Annotated in this window: 15 protein-coding genes and 1 tRNA gene; 8 read left to right on the top strand and 8 right to left on the bottom strand. The window is 60.5% G+C overall.

The features are described from left to right. Window positions 1-19: 19 nt before the first annotated feature. Window positions 20-751 (bottom strand): hypothetical protein, encoded by a 732-nt coding sequence (locus DES53_RS23705; RefSeq protein ID WP_211325660.1) that lies wholly within the window; start codon window positions 749-751, stop codon window positions 20-22. A gap of 212 nt (window positions 752-963) precedes the next feature. On the opposite strand from DES53_RS23705, the gene DES53_RS33590 reads away from it, so the two are divergent. Then, window positions 964-2,157, top strand: a complete 1,194-nt coding sequence (locus tag DES53_RS33590) for a sulfotransferase domain-containing protein (RefSeq protein WP_211325659.1) — start codon at window positions 964-966, stop codon at window positions 2,155-2,157. A gap of 41 nt (window positions 2,158-2,198) precedes the next feature. Further along, window positions 2,199-4,727: a TylF/MycF/NovP-related O-methyltransferase gene (locus tag DES53_RS23695; RefSeq protein WP_113960812.1), complete on the top strand. Its 2,529-nt coding sequence runs from the start codon at window positions 2,199-2,201 to the stop codon at window positions 4,725-4,727. 30 nt (window positions 4,728-4,757) lie between these two features. Here the strand turns inward: DES53_RS23695 and DES53_RS23690 are convergent, their stop codons facing one another. Continuing rightward, a complete protein-coding gene (locus DES53_RS23690; RefSeq protein ID WP_113960811.1) occupies window positions 4,758-7,697 on the bottom strand; it encodes a glycosyltransferase family 2 protein in 2,940 nt (979 codons plus the stop codon). Window positions 7,698-8,034: 337 nt separating this feature from the next. Between DES53_RS23690 and DES53_RS23685 the strand changes: the two genes are divergently transcribed. Next, window positions 8,035-9,021, top strand: a complete 987-nt coding sequence (locus DES53_RS23685) for a right-handed parallel beta-helix repeat-containing protein (RefSeq protein WP_113960810.1) — start codon at window positions 8,035-8,037, stop codon at window positions 9,019-9,021. 106 nt (window positions 9,022-9,127) lie between these two features. Here DES53_RS23685 and DES53_RS23680 read toward each other — a convergent pair whose 3' ends face one another. The 3 genes from DES53_RS23680 to DES53_RS23670 are packed head-to-tail and all read right to left on the bottom strand — an operon-like array spanning window position 9,128 to window position 11,258. Beyond that, window positions 9,128-9,607: a MauE/DoxX family redox-associated membrane protein gene (locus tag DES53_RS23680; protein ID WP_113960809.1), complete on the bottom strand. Its 480-nt coding sequence runs from the start codon at window positions 9,605-9,607 to the stop codon at window positions 9,128-9,130. Further along, on the bottom strand, window positions 9,604-10,227 hold the full coding sequence (locus DES53_RS23675; protein ID WP_170157345.1) for a rhodanese-like domain-containing protein: 624 nt from the start codon (window positions 10,225-10,227) through the stop codon (window positions 9,604-9,606). Before DES53_RS23675 ends, DES53_RS23680 begins: the two co-directional genes overlap by 4 nt. 26 nt (window positions 10,228-10,253) lie before the next feature. Continuing rightward, window positions 10,254-11,258, bottom strand: coding sequence for a DsbA family protein (locus DES53_RS23670; RefSeq protein WP_170157344.1), 1,005 nt, complete (start codon window positions 11,256-11,258; stop codon window positions 10,254-10,256). A gap of 289 nt (window positions 11,259-11,547) precedes the next feature. Here DES53_RS23670 and DES53_RS23665 point away from each other — a divergent pair, with 289 nt between their 5' ends. The 3 genes from DES53_RS23665 to DES53_RS23655 all read left to right on the top strand — a co-directional run bounded on the left by DES53_RS23665 (window position 11,548) and on the right by DES53_RS23655 (window position 13,002). Beyond that, on the top strand, window positions 11,548-12,369 hold the full coding sequence (locus tag DES53_RS23665; RefSeq protein WP_170157343.1) for a hypothetical protein: 822 nt from the start codon (window positions 11,548-11,550) through the stop codon (window positions 12,367-12,369). Between the two features lie 108 nt (window positions 12,370-12,477). Continuing rightward, window positions 12,478-12,550, top strand: a tRNA-Arg gene (locus DES53_RS23660). A gap of 83 nt (window positions 12,551-12,633) precedes the next feature. Continuing rightward, complete coding sequence (locus tag DES53_RS23655) at window positions 12,634-13,002, top strand: hypothetical protein (protein WP_113960805.1); 369 nt, start codon at window positions 12,634-12,636, stop codon at window positions 13,000-13,002. A 35-nt stretch (window positions 13,003-13,037) separates the two neighbouring features. Here the strand turns inward: DES53_RS23655 and DES53_RS23650 are convergent, their stop codons facing one another. From DES53_RS23650 to DES53_RS23640, 3 genes are all read right to left on the bottom strand, one after another. Further along, a complete protein-coding gene (locus tag DES53_RS23650; protein ID WP_113960804.1) occupies window positions 13,038-13,298 on the bottom strand; it encodes a hypothetical protein in 261 nt (86 codons plus the stop codon). Window positions 13,299-13,388: 90 nt separating this feature from the next. Beyond that, window positions 13,389-14,522 carry an aminotransferase class V-fold PLP-dependent enzyme gene (locus DES53_RS23645; protein ID WP_113960803.1) on the bottom strand — a complete coding sequence of 378 codons (1,134 nt, stop codon included), beginning with the start codon at window positions 14,520-14,522 and terminating at the stop codon, window positions 13,389-13,391. A gap of 30 nt (window positions 14,523-14,552) precedes the next feature. Further along, on the bottom strand, window positions 14,553-16,673 hold the full coding sequence (locus DES53_RS23640) for an alpha/beta hydrolase (RefSeq protein ID WP_113960802.1): 2,121 nt from the start codon (window positions 16,671-16,673) through the stop codon (window positions 14,553-14,555). A 169-nt stretch (window positions 16,674-16,842) separates the two neighbouring features. On the opposite strand from DES53_RS23640, the gene DES53_RS23635 reads away from it, so the two are divergent. Both DES53_RS23635 and DES53_RS23630 read left to right on the top strand, forming a co-directional pair. Next, window positions 16,843-17,571 (top strand): FadR/GntR family transcriptional regulator, encoded by a 729-nt coding sequence (locus DES53_RS23635; RefSeq protein ID WP_113960801.1) that lies wholly within the window; start codon window positions 16,843-16,845, stop codon window positions 17,569-17,571. Beyond that, on the top strand, window positions 17,568-19,010 hold the full coding sequence (locus DES53_RS23630) for a DUF1501 domain-containing protein (protein ID WP_113960800.1): 1,443 nt from the start codon (window positions 17,568-17,570) through the stop codon (window positions 19,008-19,010). The genes DES53_RS23635 and DES53_RS23630 overlap by 4 nt, the downstream gene beginning before the upstream one ends. Window positions 19,011-19,015: the final 5 nt, after the last annotated feature.

Raw genomic sequence — 19,015 nt, 5'->3', positions numbered from 1 at the left:
CAGGCAGACCTTCCACGGCTCAGCGCGTCCAGCGGCCACCGGGGGAGATGGAGATGCCGCCATTCGGGTTCGAGTAGTCCGTCTTGCCAATCGCACCCCACAGCGGCACGCCGGTCGCTTTCTTCCACGCGCGGCTCATGCTCTCGCCCGTGTGGCAGCCCCAGCTCTTGCAGAAGGCGTCCCTGGTGAAGATGCCTCGATGGATGCGGGGCAGGTCCTTCTCATGCAGCCAGGCCACCGAAGCGCCGTAGATGTCGCTGCTGTAATCGAACATGAAGCAGAACTTGTTGCTGTGACCGAAGAACTCGAAGTTCGAAATCGGCAGGCGGTGGCGATTCTGCCCATTGTTGAGGTAATTGATGAGCTGAGTATTGTTGTCGAACCACAGCAGGCGCACGTGGTACTTGTCCCGCACGCTCTCCACCAGCTCGGTCAGGCTGCGGTTGTCCTCACCACTGCGGGAGACGAAGGCCTTGCGGTACACCAGCCAGGTGATGACGGCATTCGGGTCCTTTGCCTGAATTTCCTGGATGCGCATGCGCGCCGGGCGGATGAAGTTCCCCCACCAGCGGTCATGCTGCGTGCCGGGTGCACGCATGTCCTCCCATTTCCTCAGCGCTGGACCACCGCTCACCAACACGTACTCACCCCGCTCCTGCGCATGCAGGCCGGTCTCCAGACACAGGGAGATGATGAAAAACGCCGCGACCTTGGCCGCAGTGTGGAGACGGGTGAGGTGGAACATCGTCATGACAGGAGGGGGACGGGGTAGAAAGAACCCCGGAAACCGGGGTGCTCAATCAGAAAGGCTGGGAATCGCACGAAGATATCAGCCGGGGGACCCTCCGAGCCCTACGAAACGCGCCGTTCCCTGCATGATGCCTGTCATCCGAGGGGAACGTTTGACCTCCATGACTCCCTCTGCTTTCCTGCCTATTCTTTTCACTGGAGCCGGCTTTTTAGATGATTCAAGCGCACTTCGACAAGGCTACTGCCACCCAGGAACATGACGGGGTGCATATCGATGTGGCGGGCTGGGCTTTTGCGGAGCAGGGCCACATTCTGGTCGTGCAGGCATGGGGGAACGACCTCCCTCTCGGATTTATTCTCTACGGCTTCCTGCGCCCGGATGTGATGCGGCATTTCAAGTCCCGATGCCACTCCGAACGCGTGGGATTTGAAGGTCGGGTAAAGCTGCCCCAAGCTCTGGCGGGTGCGGATGTGGTGGAGTTGAAGCTGACGCTCACCTCCTCGGAGCTGGCCCGGCACGAAATCACCAAGTCCCTGTCAGTGAAGGCGGCGCTTGCAGCAGCGGTGACGGAGCCCGCGGCAGACACCCATGACGCGGCCCATGCCCCCGGCAAGCACCCACCACAAGATGGTTGGTTCCCCAAACGCTCCTCCAGGTTGGCTCCGCCTGATTTTTTCATTCTGGGCGCAGGGAAGTGCGGCACCACCAGCCTCTACTACTCCCTGAGGCAGCACCCTGAGATCCACCTCTCGCCCATCAAGGAACCCAGTTTCTTCTCGACGGGTTTTCAGGTGGTGAAAAATCCGGTGGAATATTTCAACCTCTTCCCGCAGCAGGAGGGAAAGAAGCGGTACGGCGAGGCGTCGCACGTCTATTTCAGCACCCCCGAGACGGCCCCAGTGTTGCGCCAGCTTTTCCCTGAGGCGAAGTTCCTGCTCATCGTGCGCAATCCCGTGCAGCGCTCGCACTCGCTCTATCAGGATATGAAACGCGGCGGGTATGAATCCCTGCCCACCTTCGAACAAGCGCTGAGGGAAGAGGAGTTCCGCTTCGTGGATCCCGCGTTCCAGGCGGACTGCCCGCAGTATTTCTGGAACTTCATGTACTACCGTTCCTCCCGGTATGACCTCCAGCTTGAGAATTATTTGGAGCACTTCCCGCGGGAGCGCTTCCTGGTCCTCACCTTGGGCGAGTGGAAGGCCGACCCGGCGTACTGGCTCAGGGAGATTTTCGGGTTCCTGGAAGTGGACCCCTCGACACAGGTCGGCACGGAACCCCAAAATCAGGCGGAGAAGCCCGCCACTCTCCGTGAGGAAACGAAGGACGCGCTACGGGAGAGATTCGCGGGAGTGCGGGAGCGCGTGGAGGCTCTGGTGGGCCGGGAATTGAAGCACTGGGACTACTAGCTCACGCACGACTGGCACGACTCAACGAAAGGCGGCACAGATTGCATTATCAAATCGACATCTTCGCAAGTGAGACTGCTGACGAGTCCGAATGGATACTGACGGGTTGGGCTTCCACTTCGGAAGATGTGATCTGGAGCGGACATATCGAGGTGGATGGGAAATACTCCGGCCCCCTCTCCTGCGGCTGGCCGCGGCCGGACGTCCTTGAGGTGTTCTCCTCGCAGTGCTGGTCCGAACATGTGGGAATCAGGGCGCAGGTGTTCCTTCCTCATGGTCTGCCATCTGGAGACCATGAGTTGGCCCTGGTCTTCGCGAACCGGAAGGGTGTGGAGCTTGGCCTCGTGAAACACCAATTCACGACCACACGGGACTTGGCGGCGGTCGTTCCTGCTGTCACAAAGCCGCAGGTCGATGAACGGCATCCGCAGGCCGGCTATCTCGAGCTCCTGGAAAAGACGCTTCTCGGCCTGCCCTACGCTCAGGGGATGGAATCCCTGGCGCGGGAGGAAGGCCGGGACTGGCCCTCACATGCGCACAGCATGATTGGCCGCACCCGCATGCACCATCTGCGTGCCTGTACGGAGACGGCACTCGTGGAGAAGGTGCCGGGCGATTTCATCGAGACTGGAGTCTGGCGCGGCGGTGCCTGTATCATGATGCGGGGCGTACTCCATGCCTACGGCGACACCTCGCGCAAGGTGTGGGTGGCGGATTCATTCCAAGGGCTGCCCCGACCCAATGAAAAGGTGTATCCAGCGGACAGCGGAGACACCCTTTTCGCATGTACTGAACTCGCCATCCCCCTGCAGCAGGTGAAGCAGAACTTCGCACACTACGGACTTCTGGATGGGCAGGTGCAGTTTCTGGAGGGCTGGTTCTCCCAGACATTGCCGGGAGCGGAGATCAGCAACATCGCCGTGCTCCGGCTGGATGGAGACATGTACGAATCCACCATGGACGCGCTGATCCACCTGTATCCCAAGTTGTCGCCGGGTGGGTTCTGCATCATTGATGATTACGGCACCATCCCCGCGTGTCGCCAGGCGGTCCGCGACTACCGCGCTGCGCATGGCATCCAGGAACCCGTCTCCATGATTGATTGGGGCGGGGCATTTTGGCGGAAGAAAGGTGATGGTCTCACTTTCTCGCATGCCCCGGCAGCGGCTCCGCTTCCTGTGCGAGCGGGTGAAGACATCCCAAACAGTTCACGGCAGACGACCGTGGCTCCGCCCACCTCTTCTGACTGGCTAACCCTGGTATCTCCGGCCCTGGCAGATCCCCGCCTATTCCGTCACGATTCTGTGTGGACGGAGCACATCCCTTTTGCCTTCTGGCTGGTGGAGCATCTTCGTCCGCGGACTGTCGTGGAACTGGGACTGCACACTGGTGGGGCTTACTGCGCGTTCTGCCAGGCCGTGGAGATGTCAGGCCTCGATACGAGGTGCCATGGAGTGGGCGAAGACGCCACCGCGCTGCAAAATCTTCGCGCACATCATGATCCCCGCTATGCAGGTTTTTCCAAGCTTGTCCAATGCCGCTTTTCAGAGGCTCTGGTCCAGTTCGAGGACGGCTCCATCGATCTGCTGCACCTTGACGGGGCCCACCTCTACGAGCATGTAAAAGCAGACTTCGAGTCCTGGCTGCCCAAGATGAGTGCCCGAGGGATGGTACTGCTTCATGGCACCCATGTACGTGCCCATGGATCCGGCGTGCTCCGTTTCTGGGAGGAAGTGAAGGACCGTTACGCTTCCTTCGAATTCCATCATGGTTCCGGTTTGGGGGTTCTTGCCGTGGGTGGGGATATCCCGCAGATGGTGCTCCAGACACTTTTTGCTCCGGGAGAACGCCTGGGGGCCGTCCGTCGTCTCTTCTCCACACTGGGAGCCAGGCTGACCTTGTTGCAGACAAGCGACCGTGTCCGCGACTACGACAGGACCGTCGCGGACCTCAAGTCCAAGAAACTCCAGCTCGAAGCCCAACAGAGTCTTTTCCAGAAGAGTTTTGCCGAACTGGCGGAACGATTTGAAACGACCAGGGAGCATGCTCCCGCTCCGCAATATGAGCCCACACCGCCCCGGAAGGCCCTGCCGGCCGACACCACCCTGCGCGGCGCGGCGAGAGATTTCTGGAATCATCTCCGCTACCAGTGCCTGGCTGCGGTTCCCTGGTTACAAGGCAGCTCACGGCAAGCCCGGTACGCCATGATTGAATCCTCCGGCCTCTTCGATACGGACTTCTACAAGTCACAGCTGCCCCCAGGAATTGCAGTCAAGGCACCCGTATTGCACTACCTCTTGATTGGCTGGAGATGCGGACTGTCCCCCCATCCCCATTTTGATGCCCCATGGTATGCCCATACCTACCAAGAGCAGTTGAAAGGGCGCGAGCCTCTGGTCGATTTCCTCGAGAAGGGATGGAAGAAGAACCGGCGCCCCAATCCATCGTTTGATCCCAAGTGGTACCGGGACACCTACATGGCCAAGGGCGACAAGGAGACGCAACCTTTCCGCCACTACCTCGAGACCGGCATGGCGCAGGGATTCAAACCAAGTGCCACCGCGCTGTAATGGCGGGAGTATCCATCCCGCCCACCGGCCCTACTTCGTGAACATCGAAGCCGGGCTCGTATATCTACGCAGCTTCGGCTTTGCTGTCCTGTCCGAAATGAAGGCACTCTCCCACGAGGTGCTGTCACTGCGCAGGTTCGGATTGTAGAAAGGATCTCCTTTCGAAATCAGCCAGCCCCAGGTCTCGAAGAACCGGCGTGAGTCCGCCGGATGCGGATCGTGGGTAAAGCTCTTCCCGCGACTGGCGGACTCGTGGTGAATGATGAAGGTCTCGCCACAGTACACGACACGATAGTCCTGCTGCCAGATGCGCAGGCAGAGGTCGGTGTCGTTGAAGCCCACCTGGAATTCCTCATTGAATCCACCCACCGCTTCATAGGCGCGGCGACGGAAAAGTGCGCACGCTGTGGTGATGGCAGCCACTTCACGATTCACCCACATCATGCCCTGATAGCCAGGCAGACGCTTGCCGCCATCTTCATGGGACACTAGGAACTTGCCCAAATGCTCCGCAGGACCGCACAGGCCCACGGACACGCCGGCGTGCTGCACCGTATTTCCATCCGGATACAGCATCATGGGAGCTGCCGCGCCCACCTTCTCGTCCGCCATCACTTCCAGCAGGCGCTCCATCCATCCGGGCTGGGTGAGTTCGATATCGTTATTGCAGAAGAGCAGGTATTCCGCATCACCCGCGCCATGGCGCACGCCGAAGTTGTTCAGAGCAGCGTAGTTGAAGGAGCCGCTGTAGGGAACCACTGTGTGGCGTCTGGCATACTCGGCGAGCAACTCCACCGTCTCAGGGTCGGTCGAGTCGTGATCCACGATCACAATCTTCCACGGCAGCTTCTCCGGCAGGGTCTTCTCCAGGGTCTCCACGCAACGGCGCAACAGTGCCGCCTGATTCTTCGTGAGGATGATGATGGCGGTCGAAGACTTTTCGAAATCAATCTTGGGCTGTCTCTTGAAGAAGTTGAAGGCAATGCCAGGGGCCACGTCACACGCGGCATCGATGCGGCGCGAGTGTTCCTCCAGGATGCCGGCAGAGGTCTGCATCACCTTCTCCTGAAGCTGGTGTCCGGCGCTCGTGGGAAGCTGGCGCCAGAGGTACAGGATTTCAGGGATGTGCACGATGTTTCGCGCCCTCTCCGCCGCACGCAAGATGAGGTCGTAGTCCTGGGAGATGGTCAGCGACGCATTGAATCCTCCGATGTCATGCAGCAGCCGCGCACTGAATGCAATCAGGTGCACGATGTACGGATGTGATTGCAGATACGCCAGGGAGAATGCCGGACGGTAGATGCCCCCAAGAAAATCCCCACCAGGACTGATGTGCCCCTCATCACTGTAAACAAAATCCGCGGAAGAGAGCACGGACGCCTGAGCCACACGCAGCAGCGCCACCGGCGAGATCAGATCATCATGATCCATCAGAGCCACCATGTCGCCTGTGGCAATGCCCAGTGCGGCATTTGAGGCCGCGGCGATGCCGCCATTCTTCTCACAACGATGGACAAGGATACGCGGGTCGGATTTTTCCACCTCCTTCAGCACCTGGAGCGTGGATTCGTTCGTCGAACAATCATCCGCAATGCAAAGCTGCCAGTTCGGATAGATCTGGGACCTGACCGACTGGATGGCCTCACGCAGGTAATCTGCCGGCGTGTTGTACACGGGCATGATCACAGAGACCACTGGCTTCATGGTCATCGCCCTGATTTCCTTCTGCAACAGGCCCTGCTCCTTGGTCGAGAGTTGCATGACCTGCTCAAATCTCAATTCCGCGCCATCTCCACTGCGCGGCTGGCGCTCCAGTCCCCAGATGGACGGAGCCACGCGGCCCTCCACCGTGGCGAGCGTGTGCCATGCGTTTTTGTCATCCAACACCTCAATGGTCAGAGTGAAACGCGAGGGCAGGTCTGTCACCTCAATCTCGAAGCCCGAGCGATCGCTATTCTTGTAGTTGGGGAAGACCTTGTGGACATCAAAGCGTTTCCGTCCGTATGAGCCCTCATACTTTTTGTCTCCCACGGAGGCGCGAATGGCCTGGATGAACTCGTCCGACTTCGCAAAACACCAGCCGATCAACGTGACCGTGTCGTGGATGAGATTCCACGACTTCGGGCTTTCCAGGTTGAATTCGAAACCTTCCGGGCGCGCAATGCCACTCTTGCGCTTCTTCTTGGTGAAGATGGAAGGAAGGGTCCAGCGGAACTGGAACGTGCTCTCCGCCTCCCGCAGCGCCAACTTCCGCCGTTCGTTCTCCTTGCGGAGCCGGTCCGTTTCATTTCTGACCCAATCGAGTTCCGCGCGCACGTGAGCCAGCTCGGCACGGAGGAAGCGGCTCGTCTCTTCCAATCCCTTTCCAGCCTGCACTTCCCTTTCAAGTCCGGCGCAGCGCTCACGCTCCGCCTGTAGATCTACCTCTTGTTGCGCAAGGCGGGTTTCATTCTCCCGCTGCCTGGCAAAATGACGGGCCAGGTTGCGCAGCTTGTCCAAGGCCGTCTCAAGTGAGGGGTCAAACCGCACCCACACCTCCAGCCGGAGCCTTCTACCGCTGAGTCTGGAAGGCAATGGTGCGAGGAAGCACTTGGGGTCAAGGCCAAGACTGACCATGCCGATGCAGCGCAGGTCCGGCACGAGCACAAGATCCTCCAGGTGCAGGTTCTCCACGTCCTTTTCGTGACGGAGGCGGATGCCGCCCGTGCGATTGTCCCAAGCAGTGATCCGGATGGAAGCAAACTGCACCGAACCGGGCTCGGTGCAGGGGTCGATGCGCAGCACAGCATGCTTCGGCTGTGGTGGCAATTCCAGCACCATCCGCTGCCAGCGGCCTGCAAGGTAGTGCGCTCCCGCCACGGCGCGTTCATTGTAGTCTCCATCCTGCGGCCAGAACACCTGGAACGCAGCCAAGAATTCTGTCCTGCCGGATCGCGGATCCAGCTCCATCTGACCAGTGGGGTGACTCATTGCGGATCTCGGAGGGCGCGCAATTCAATCACCAGCCGACCATGTACCTGCGGCCTGAAATGGACAGCGGGTCTGTCCCTCGGAATGAATCTGGAATTGGGATTTCATGGGGCGAAAGGGACTGTGACAGGGAAAAGGAAACAATGCAAACGGCCATGCAATTGCGGAGTGGCCGTTGATTGCAAACTGCCCGAATGACGTTCTCAATGTGACAATCGCAGGCAATGAACACTTGTGCAGAGTTGAAGGCATAAAGATTGCTTGGAGCCACTAAAGGAAAATATTTTTTTCATACTATTGATTGTCGGAGTTTCTCCAATCGCTAGAGTGCGGGCCCATGAAAGCAATCCGCGCTTCGCGCTTCGTCTCTGGTGTTTGTTTTTCCCTGGCCGTGTATCTGCTCGGCAGTGCCTCGATGTTTGGTCAGGCGACCCGTACCTGGGTATCCGGTGTGGGTGACGACGTGAACCCCTGCAGCCGCACGGCTCCCTGCAAGACCTTCGCAGGTGCCATCAGCAAGACGGCGGCAGGCGGCGAAATCGACACTCTGGACCCAGGAGGCTACGGCACCGTGACCATCACGAAGTCCATCGTCATTGATGGCATCGGAGGCGGGGCATCGAGCATCCTGGCCTCGGCAACGAATGGCATCAACATCAACGCCGGCGCCAACGATGTGGTGACCATCCGTAACGTGCAGATCAATGGCGCGGGCACGACCCTTGGCCTCAATGGCATCAACATCTTGGCCGCCAAGGCGGTCCACATTGAAAACTGCGAGATCTACAACTTCTCCAACAACGGTGTCCTGATTGCGCCCTCTGCAGCCGGGAACATGGATGTCTTCATCAAGAATTGCACCTTCCGCAACATCAACTCGACGGGTGCCGTGCCTGGCGGCAATGGAGCCGTCACCGTCAGGCCTGGGGCTAGCGCCACCGTGTCTCTTTCCATGGAAAACACCACCATGGAACAGAGCAACTACGGCCTCCGCGTGGAAGACCGTGGTACCGCAACGCTCAAGAGCTGCTTCTCCGGCAACCATGTGAATCACGGCTACCTCGCCGTGGGCACCGCCGCCGTGGCCACCATCAACCTGGAAAACTGCGTAGCCGCCAACAACAATAACAACGCCACCTCCAGCGGCGTGCAGTCCTTCGGTTCCTTCGGCACCGTGCGTCTGAGCAACTCGACCGTCATCGGAAACCGCACCGGCATCATCTGCCAGGGCGGTGCCACGATGATTTCCTTCGGGAACAACCGCGTCAATGGCAACATCACGAATGCCACCGCTGCGCCGACGCTGACCACGCCCTCGCTGTAGTCACCCGGTCATTGTCCAACGTCCTTCAACGCTCTTCAGGATCACGTGTCCTGAAGAGCGTTTTTCTTTCCGGGGATGACGGGGCAGGAACGGTGCAGTCCTCCCTTCACTCCTCTGCGGCGTCCTGCGTTTTCCTCCCCGCGTATTGCAAGACCAATACCGCCGCTGCTGCCAGTACCACGGAGCGTAGAAAGGCGAACTCCACGGACTCCAGCATGGCTGCCATGGATGACCCGTGTTCAATACCCACGAAGCGCAGGTCCAAGCAACCGCAGGCAATCTTCAATCCACGAAGCCACGCCTGACCGGTGCACATGACAAAGGTCACAAACATCACCAGGCTCCATGCAAGAGCTGCACGCTGACGCAAGCCTGCAATCAAAAGCAACCCACATAGCAATTCCATCCAGGGCAGGACCATCGCGACTCCACGAAGCATCGCCTGCGGAAGCGGCAGCCGGTACGCGACGAGCATGACGTAGAACTCCTGAAGATTGGCCAGCTTCCCCAAGGCCGCCCACACAAGCAGCAGCCCGAGAAACCAACGCAGCAAGGTCCGCCACCAGGGTGTATCAGAAGTACTCATGGAGTAGGGGCCACGGCGGGTTCGGCCTGGGGTTCACTGGTGCGCCACTCCGCATAGCCACCCGGCATTTCGCGGACATTCGCATACCCATGTTCCCTCGTGAGCACTCGTGCCTGGGCATTGGCAGACTGGCATCGCACACTGGCGCAATACACCACAAGGGGTGTGCCCTGTGGGTAGCGCGAAAGGAAGGCACTCATCTTCTCCTGTCCCTGGTCCATCGGCAGCGACACCGCACCAGGGATATGCCCGAGGGCATACGCCTGGGTGTCCCGCACATCCACGAGGATGATTTTGCCAGAGGCCAGTAACGGTTTCACCTCACGCCAGGTCACAGCCGCAGGCAGGGCTTCGATGCCAGAATGCACTCCCGCGATCGCATCCGGCACCACCAGCGCCTGGATGGTTTCGTGGTGAATAGAGGGGTCCGTCTCAGTGGCCGGCAAAGCGCTCAGAGGCGTCCCCTCTTCAGGAAAGATGGGCTCCACCACGATGGTGCCCGGCACACGAATGCCAAGTGGACTAGCGCTGTTGTACACCAGCCCCAGCGCCACGGCGGTGGCGAGGAGGGCAATCATCTCCTTGAGCAAGCCAAAGGTGCCACCTCTGCCTGTACCCACGCTCTTGCTCGTGCCCCCACCTCCGCTCATTGTATACCCCCGGATGCCAGGTTCTTCTCAAGCTCCGCAACCAGGCGCTCATACGTGAGATCCCCATCGAGCCGCACTCCGGCCACCATCCCTGCTGCCGAGGACCCCAAAACGAACCCTGGCACTGTGGTGATGCCAGCCTTCGCCGCCTCTGCACTCTCCTTGAGCACCGAGTTGGCCGACTGCGCATCCGTGAAGCAGGCTCCGAACGTGGCAGCATCGAGACCTGCGTCTTGGCCTAGCTTTCGGACGGCTTCCGCCGACAACAAACCACCGGCAGCGAAGAGCTTCTCGCGCATCTCCCAAAATTTTCCCTGCGCATGCGCACACCATGCCACACGTGCCAGCGAGTCTTCCGGCGAAGCTCCGGAAAATGGCAACACCCGGGTGACGAGCCGGAGTTTTCCCGTGTCGATATAGGCAGCCTTCAGCCGGGGCAGCACCTCCGTCTGAAAGCGCACACAGGCCGGTGAGCGGGCATCGGTGTACTCAACAAGCACAAGGGCCGCTTTCTCCGAACCCAGGGAAGGAGCACCCGCGACGCGCAGAGTGACCAAGGGTGATGCAGGCGCCGCCTCCGTTGGCAAACTCGCACCTGATGGGGTGTGCGACACCACATCAGGCGCTACCAGATGCATATCCAGCGGGACATCAGCCCCGGCCTTCACCCATGCCGCACCCTCTCGTGCGAACCAGATGCGGAGCTTGGGAGGCTGGGCACTTCGGCGCAACAGGGCCCCATCAATGGGCGGCGCCTGGGCGGAATCTCCCAAGCGCACCGAGTACTCGCCTTTGCTCACGGGCACCTTCAGCTCTGAAGACGACCAGAGAATCCGCGCGCCCTCCATCACGGCAAAACGAAAACGTCCCACCCCTTCAAAAGGCACGCCCTGGATGCTCAGGCGCCCCTGGTAGTTGATCATTTCCGCGTGCCCCCGCTCCAAGCCCTGCCCGAGGAGCAGAAGCAGACAGACCAGGTATCTAGGCGAGAAGGACATCATGGGAAACCGGCACATCCTGCTGCACCAGCCAGCAGCATTACGTCAGGAGCCCGCGACATACTACAACAACGCTCCCAGGCGAGTGAATTGCGTGAGGCCTCCGGAGGCCTAGCGGATGCCTGGCGTCGCCAGTGCTGAAGTCCCGCGGTCTTTGTCTTTTTGCCAATCCCGTTTATGCTGAGCGCTGGATCCCTTCCTGCTCGAATCCTGAGCAGGAGCAACCTCCGAGCACTTCGTGCATCCCGACGCCATCCCATCGATGACACCCGACCACACAGGTCGGCCCATCATGATGTCTGCGCGTGTCATGCCCACGATGTTCGCTGCCCTCGCCACGCTTGCCTTGATGGGAGTCCTGCAGCTTCAGGCGCAGGAGTTGGTCTTTACCCCGCCCCAGCAACAACCTATCGAGCGCTACGAGACCTCCTGGCAAAAAAATCCCTTTATTTTGAAGACCGCTCCCGTGGTCGAGGCAGCACAGTCCTTCGCCCAGGACCTCGCGATCGCCTCCATGTATCAGTTGGGTGTGGAAGCCACCGTCGTGGTAGTGAACACCAAAACCCGTGAGCGCACCATCCTGCGCGGGAACCAGCCAGCCCCCACAGGCCTGCGTGTGAAGCTGGCCTCCATCAAGGACTCCCAGAAGGATTCCTCTGCCGTGGTGGAGATGGGTGGCAAGGAAGCCACTCTCCGCTACGACACCACCTATCTCAAACAGAGGATTGCTACCGCGAATGGGGTGAAAACCCACTCCGCCGGCCAGCCGCCCAAGGGCTACCTCAGCACGGACTTCGAACCCGGCGACCCCACCGCCATCGTCGAGAGTGTCCATGGCGTCGGCGTGGGCATGACCTGGGAGAACGCCCCAGCCCCCAAACCACTGCCTGAGGGCTACCTCAGTACGGACTTCGAACCCGGCGACCCCACCGTCATCCTCGAGAGCGTCCACGGCGTCGGTGCCAGCATGACCCGGGCTCCCGAGGGCACATCCAGCTCCGGCGGCTCCGCCTCGCCAGGAGCCAGAATCATTATCCCCCAGTCCCAGACACCCGCTCCCCCACCGACACCAACTCCGGCTCCGAATCAGGGCCCGCCTGAGGTCGAGTTGTAGCACTCGCAGAAGGCCTCATTCTCACGGAAGCACCCGCTCCGCGCTTGCAGCACGGACATGCCGTGCCACTGTACGCCTCGACCCACGCAGGCAACAAGAAACGAACTTGCACCCGTAGCTCAGTGGATAGAGCAGCGGATTTCTAATCCGTTGGTCGCAGGTTCGAATCCTGCCGGGTGCGCATTCAATTCATTTGCCAGCCCTCCTCAACGTGGGCATGAGGAAAATGTTGACCAAGGTGGTCCGATGTAGAAAATCCGGGCCATGCGGGCTTTAGTGAATATCGCAAAAATACTCACGGTGATCATCTGTCTCGCGGGGGTGGGATGGCTCATGTGGTGGCACAAGAAGAATCCGGATGCGAAGCAGACGGTGGCCGCCATTGAACAGAAGAAAGGGGAGGAGTCCGCCGATGTGAAGGTCGTCCGGAAGTGGATGAACGACAACCTGGCCGACCCGATGGCGGAGATGATGGAACTCAGGGAGGAAAAAACCGTTGGTGGGACGAAGACACGCGAGGTGAAGGTACGCGGACGCAACGGCAAAGGCGGCTGGGTGATCAACGTTTTCCGTGTGGAGTTCGGCCCAACCGGCATCGCGCGAGCGGAGCAGATCGATACGCCCAAGGAGTAGGGCGCGCAGGCATTTCCTGGGAATCCCGGCTGCGCTCAGTGCTCGTGCACCAGTTCCATGGGCATCAGGTTGTGCCGCACGCAGGCCTCAAGGATCCAGTGCTCACGTTCACGCTCCACTTCTGCCGAGGTCTCGTCATCGTTGGAGTAGATCCAGAGCTGGTAACCGGTGTCGTACTGCACTGGGTTGAAATGGAACTCACCGAACCACGGCAAGACACGCAGTTCGCCTGCGAAGGCCTGGATATCGGCTTCGCTACCGTCCACCCGGATGCTGAAAGGAAGGGAGAGAGTCATGACACGGCTGACGGATGCGATCCGTCCTCAGTGTCGGTTCGCCGGCTCTCCATCCGGCGGATGTATGGTGATGACGCCGTGACGCGAGGCCTACACCGTCCGTGAGAGCGGCTCCAGCACGCGCAGGAGGTTCACCACATCCTTGTGCGTGTTGTATCCATGGATGGCGATGCGGATGCGTCCGGCATGATGCATGACGTGGATGTGGTCACGCTCCAGCACGGCATGAATTTCACCGCAGCGGTTGTGCTGGAAGGCGAGAATACCGGAGGGGTTCGCAGCATCCCACGCGCACATGGGCGTGACGCCGTAGTCGCGCAACGCCTTGTCCACCTCGCAGACCAGTGGGTCAGCATGGGCAGCGATGTTCGCGATGCCGATGCCCTCCAGGTATCGAAGAGACGCATTCAAGGCATAGAGCGCCACAAAGTTTGGCATGCCCACGGAGAAGCTCGCGGCCCCCTTCTTCGGCTCCGCGTGCTGAAAGCGGTCTGCCTCGAACGCATTCTGCAAATGGAACCAGCCACCCGCGTGCGTGGTGAGCCGCTCCGCGCCAGCCTGCGGCACACCAATGATGCAGCCGCCATGGATGCCGAGCGTCCACTTGTGGGTGCTGGAGATGATGATATCCGCGCCATCGCAATCGAGCACCACGCGCCCAAGCGCCTGGGTGACATCCACCGAGATGAGCGCATTCGGCGCGTAACGACGCACGGCTTCGTGGAAAGGCTTCCAGAGCAGACGATGTCCATTGTAGAAGCTCACCAAGGAAACCTGCACAAGCTTCGTGCGCTCGTTGAGCAGTGGGATGAGATGCCGTGCATCGAGCGCGCCGTCGCTGGCACGCCACAGACGCGTTTCCGGCGGATGCGCCGCCCGCAGCCAGGGCGTGGCTCCTGCAGGAAAATCCAGGTCTGACACCACCACCTCATCCTCCGGACCCAGGTCGAGCGCAGAGGCGAGAAGGTTGTACGCTTCCGAGCTGCACGAGCAGAACGATACCTCCGCCGTGCTGAGCCCGAGCATGCGCGCACTGATTTCACGGCAAGCCTCCACCTGGGCGAAGTGGGCATCGCGCCCCTTCATGCCACGCAGCTTGTCATTCCAATAAGCCTGGATGGCATCCCCCACGCAGCGCGGCGGGATGCTCTCCGCAGCCGTGTTGAGGTAGGAGATGCCAGAGAGTGCGGGAAAGTCGCGCGCGCGGTCTTCAGGAGTGAGCATGGGTCAGTGTGGCGTGCGGTGCTCCTGAGTTCAATCCATTCCCTGCGCAGCGCTCCAGGGTTCCACGGTGGTGAGCCCCTTTGCTTGCAGCACAGCATAGCACTGCGGCAGATCGAAATGCGAAAGTACCCTGGGCGGCAGGGCGGCATAAGGCCAGTTGTATTCTTCCGTGCCGGCCACTTCCGTGAAGGAGTTGAGAGCGTGCTTCAGCGTGACCTTGGAAACACTGTCCTGGAGCAGCGCCGCGAACGTGACCGGCAGTGCGCCCCAGCCGGAGCCCGCAAGGTGCACTTCCTTGTGCCCAATGGAACCGAGCCACTGCACCACGCGCATCACATCGAACACGCGCCGGCCAAGCAGTGGCTGGTCCATCATGATGCCATGGGCCGCGTAAAAATAATGGCTGCCATAGGGTTTCAGGAACTGGTCCGTGCCGCACGTGTCCGGCTGTGAATCGCCAATGCCGCGCACATCGCAAGCGTAGAAGGTCGCGTCCGCGTGACTCTTCAAAAGCTCAGCCGCCAGCGGCTCATCGCGCAGTTCCGCATCAGCAGAGCGATGCGAGACATACAGCACAGCCTTCTTTCCATCGGCATGAGGTCGGGAGATGATCGGCTTCTCCGAGAGCAGGGTGACAATTGCATGAATGCCGGGTTCACTCTCCACCGCGTACAGCGCATGTGTCTTCGCAGGATACCTGCGGCTGCCGCTGCCACGCAGCACACGATAGTCCGGGGCATTCTCCGGAAGCCGGGCGGGAATGTGAAGCACATCCGTGACAGCCTTCTTCAGCGCTTCTCCTTCCAGCTTCGCGCGTGACTTCTCCAGTGCCTGCGCCTTCTCACTCGTGAAGGAGAAGACCGTGCGCGACTGCAGGTCCCTCACCTGCCCCTTGGGCGTGCAGTAGAGGGTCTCATCCTTCTCGATCGTGAGCGCTGGCTCTGTGGTTTCCCTGGAAATGCCCGTGGCCTTGTTGAACCACTGGTACATGGCTTCGCGATTCTCCTTTGCATAGCCATGGTAGTCACCGCCGATGTGCAGCTTGATGTTCTCCGGCGCGCCCAGCAGCGCGTAGAGATGCTTCAAGCGCGCAAAGGCCTCCTCACTGCCGCGCACGTCGAAGAAGTCCTTCTCCTGCGCCACAATCACCACGGGCTTCGGCGCGAGGGCGGCAAGGAAGTCGGCATGGTCCAGCCCCTGCGCAATCACGCCAAATGGGCACTGCTCCGTGTCCGCGGGCAGTTCATTCTCCGCATTGCGCCTGAAGGTGGTTACAAAGCAGGCCGGCGCTGCCATGGTCCAGCGCTGGTCCACACCGCACAGCCATGTGGTCATGGTACCGCCACCGGAGTTTCCCGTGATGCCCACATGTTTCGGATCCACCTCCTCGCGTGAGAGCAGGTAGTCCAGAGCACGGATGCCATCCCAGGCACGCCACGCAGGGAGCGACTCCCCCACGAGCACCTGCTGATTTCCCGCCTGGATATGTTCTCCTACACCAATGCCATAGCGCGCGGCGAGGCCTTTGCCCTTCTGCACCGGCGCGTACTGGGAGCGCTCGCCCTGGCCAATGGGATCAAAGATGAGCACTACATAACCCATGCGCGCCAGTCCTTGTGCGAAGCTCTGGTAAGCCTCAGCCGCCTTGCCATTGGTAGAGTGTCCGCACGAGCCCACCACACCGGGCAGTTTTCCTTTCCGACCCTTGGGCACGTACAGATTTGCGGTGACGAGGAAGCCGGGGCGGCTCTCGAAGATGACGTTTTCGATTCTGTAGGTGTCGCGCTCCACCGTGCTCATCACCTTCGCATTCAGTGGTGTCTTCTCCGGCCACGGGCCAAAGCACTTCTGGATGCGCTCGCGGATGCTGCGAACATACGCCTCCGCATCCGCTTTGGTCTTCAGCGAAGCAAGCACCGCGGCATTCTTCGCCTCCTGCTCATGCAGTTGGTCGACCAGGTGCTCCTGTAGCATGCGGGGAAACCGGTTGAGCGGCTCCAATGCAGGCGCGGCGCCAGCAGCCCCAGGTTTCGCCGCATCTGCCGCCATCACGGAACCACTGAAACCCATCTGAGCCAACGGCATGGTGAGAAGAGCGGAGCCAGCGGTCTGAATGAAATGCCTGCGATCGAGGGGGGAGCGTGAAGTCATGCGCAGAGGATACGGGCAGGGTGGGAAACTCTTCAGGCGAGTTCCGCTTCACGACGCCAGGAGGAGAGCACGGCACAAAAGTACCTGTCCCCGGAAAGTTCGATGAGACAGCCGCGTATTTTACCAAGTGGTATGACCTCTTACCACTTGCCTCCGAGACTCCGTTTTTATGAATCTTGCCGCCATCCAACGTCCCTCCACCCTGGTGGAAGAAGTCAGCCAGCGACTCGCGAAGGAACTGCGCCGCGACCGTGCGGAGGAGTGGCTGCCCGCAGAGCGCGAACTCGCGAACCAGCTCGGCGTAAGCCGCACCGTCGTACGCGAAGCCACCAAGCGGCTTGAATTGCAGGGCCTCGTCGAGGTGCAGCACGGCGTGGGCATTCGTCGCAGCGGGAAATTGCACAAGCCACTCAATGGCTCGCTGGCCTTGTTGATTCCGGATGAAGCGGGCCGCCTGACGCAATCACTCGAAGTGCGCCTCGCCATTGAGCCAGAGGTGGCCCGGCTCGCCACCTCCCGCGTTTCCACATCCCAAATGCGGGACCTCCGCAAGGTGCACGCCCGTTTGGAGAATGCCGTCACTCTCCCGGAGGCGGTGGAAGCGGATATTGATTTTCACCGTGCCCTGGCCCGTGCCACCGGGAACGAAATCTTCAGCCTGCTGTTGGAGACCCTCTCTGATCTCGGTCGAGAAAGCCGCATGGCCACGATTTCTCATGCCGGGGTGAAGCGCGCCATCGAGCACCACGCTGCCATCTTGCACGCAGTGGAGGCTAAGGATGAAGCCGGTGCAGCGCGCGCCATGCAGCACCACATCGAGGTGGCCGTGCAGGACTTGGCCGCTGGGCAAAGCGGTGGCCGGAAGCATCGTACGAAGAAAACCCCGCGCACCGCATGAAGGTTTCCCGCGACAAAGTATGCAGTGGCCGCCGCGAATTCCTCTGGAAGGCGGGAGGCGGACTCGGCGGCATTGCGTTGACCTCACTCATGCAGCAGGCCAGCGCCCAGCCTCCCCGGCCTTCTCCCCATGCGCCGAAGGCTCAGCGTGTGATCCACATCTTCTGTCCGGGAGGCATGAGTCATGTGGACTCCTGGGACTACCGCCCGGCGCTGGAGCGCTTGCACGGCAGGCCGTTCGATCGGGAAGACGGAAAGAACTTCTTCTCCGGCAAGGCGGGAAGCTACGCGAAGAGTTTCTGGCCCTACCGCCAGCATGGTCAGAGCGGGAAGTGGATGTCCGACCTTTTCCCACGGCTCTCACAATGCGTGGATGACATGGCTTTCATCCACTCCATGCAGAGCAAGACGGCGTTGCATGGTCCTGCGATGTTCATGGCGAACAGCGGCTTCATCCTCCCCGGCTTCCCTGCGATGGGCGCATGGGTCACCTATGGCCTCGGCAGCGAGAGTGAAAATCTGCCCGCCTTCGTGGTACTGCCAGATCCACGCGGCCTACCCCCCGGCGGCGTCATCAACTGGGGCGCGGGTTTCCTGCCTGCGGTACATCAGGGCACAGTGATTGAGACTGCGGCGTCGAAGGCTCCCATTGCGGACCTGTTCGCAGATACGCTGCAAGGTGGATTTGCGAACACGCCTGAACAAGAAAGAGAAGGGTTGGATTTCTTGCAATCCATCAACCGCAAGCATCTTGCTGCACGCGCTGGCCAGAGCGAACTGGAGGCACGCATCGCTTCCTACGAACTCGCTGCACGATTGCAGCTCAGCGCGCCCGAAGTGACCGACCTGCGCGGTGAAAGCGAGACCACGCGCAAGATGTACAGGCTCGACCATGAAGACATCGGCCCCTTTGGCAGGCAGTGTCTGCTGGCGCGCCGGCTGGTGGAGCGCGGAGTGCGCTTTGTGCAGTTGTACTGTGGTGCTGAGAACACGACGGCGAAGAAGATTCGCCCAAACTGGGACTCGCATGAGGACATCATGCGCGACCATGGCTACTGGGGCGCCGTTCTGGACAGCGGCTGCAGCGCCCTGCTTCAAGACCTGAAGTCGCGCGGTCTGCTGGAGAGCACGCTGATCATCTGCAGTACCGAGTTTGGCCGCCAGCCTTTCATGCAGGGTTCCCAGAAGGGACGTGATCACAACCCCGGCGCCTTCACCGTGTGGATGGCAGGAGGCGGCATCCAAGGGGGTACCAGTTATGGCTCCAGTGATGAGACAGGCTGGAAGGCAGAAGACAACCCAACCATGTCCTACGACCTGCATGCCACGGCGCTGCACTTGCTGGGCATCGACCATCAGAAACTCAGCGTGTATCACAACGGCATCCAGCGACGGCTGACGGATGTGCATGGTCACGTCATTCGGGAGGTGCTGGCATGAAGGGT

The organism is Roseimicrobium gellanilyticum (genome assembly GCF_003315205.1).
Lineage (GTDB): Bacteria > Verrucomicrobiota > Verrucomicrobiia > Verrucomicrobiales > Verrucomicrobiaceae > Roseimicrobium > Roseimicrobium gellanilyticum.
This window is presented reverse-complemented; position numbering and strand designations above follow the sequence as displayed.

What these genes read in the sequence shown, in the direction of transcription:
- DES53_RS23645 (WP_113960803.1), bottom strand. Translation starts at nt 14,522, where the DNA reads ATGCTCACTCCTGAAGACCGCGCGCGCGACTTTCCCGCACTCTCTGGC.
- DES53_RS23705 (WP_211325660.1), bottom strand. Translation starts at nt 751, where the DNA reads ATGACGATGTTCCACCTCACCCGTCTCCACACTGCGGCCAAGGTCGCG.
- DES53_RS23690 (WP_113960811.1), bottom strand. Translation starts at nt 7,697, where the DNA reads ATGAGTCACCCCACTGGTCAGATGGAGCTGGATCCGCGATCCGGCAGG.
- DES53_RS23640 (WP_113960802.1), bottom strand. Translation starts at nt 16,673, where the DNA reads ATGACTTCACGCTCCCCCCTCGATCGCAGGCATTTCATTCAGACCGCT.
- DES53_RS23650 (WP_113960804.1), bottom strand. Translation starts at nt 13,298, where the DNA reads ATGACTCTCTCCCTTCCTTTCAGCATCCGGGTGGACGGTAGCGAAGCC.
- DES53_RS23630 (WP_113960800.1), top strand. Translation starts at nt 17,568, where the DNA reads ATGAAGGTTTCCCGCGACAAAGTATGCAGTGGCCGCCGCGAATTCCTC.
- DES53_RS33590 (WP_211325659.1), top strand. Translation starts at nt 964, where the DNA reads ATGATTCAAGCGCACTTCGACAAGGCTACTGCCACCCAGGAACATGAC.
- DES53_RS23670 (WP_170157344.1), bottom strand. Translation starts at nt 11,258, where the DNA reads ATGATGTCCTTCTCGCCTAGATACCTGGTCTGTCTGCTTCTGCTCCTC.
- DES53_RS23635 (WP_113960801.1), top strand. Translation starts at nt 16,843, where the DNA reads ATGAATCTTGCCGCCATCCAACGTCCCTCCACCCTGGTGGAAGAAGTC.
- DES53_RS23685 (WP_113960810.1), top strand. Translation starts at nt 8,035, where the DNA reads ATGAAAGCAATCCGCGCTTCGCGCTTCGTCTCTGGTGTTTGTTTTTCC.
- DES53_RS23680 (WP_113960809.1), bottom strand. Translation starts at nt 9,607, where the DNA reads ATGAGTACTTCTGATACACCCTGGTGGCGGACCTTGCTGCGTTGGTTT.
- DES53_RS23665 (WP_170157343.1), top strand. Translation starts at nt 11,548, where the DNA reads ATGATGTCTGCGCGTGTCATGCCCACGATGTTCGCTGCCCTCGCCACG.
- DES53_RS23655 (WP_113960805.1), top strand. Translation starts at nt 12,634, where the DNA reads ATGCGGGCTTTAGTGAATATCGCAAAAATACTCACGGTGATCATCTGT.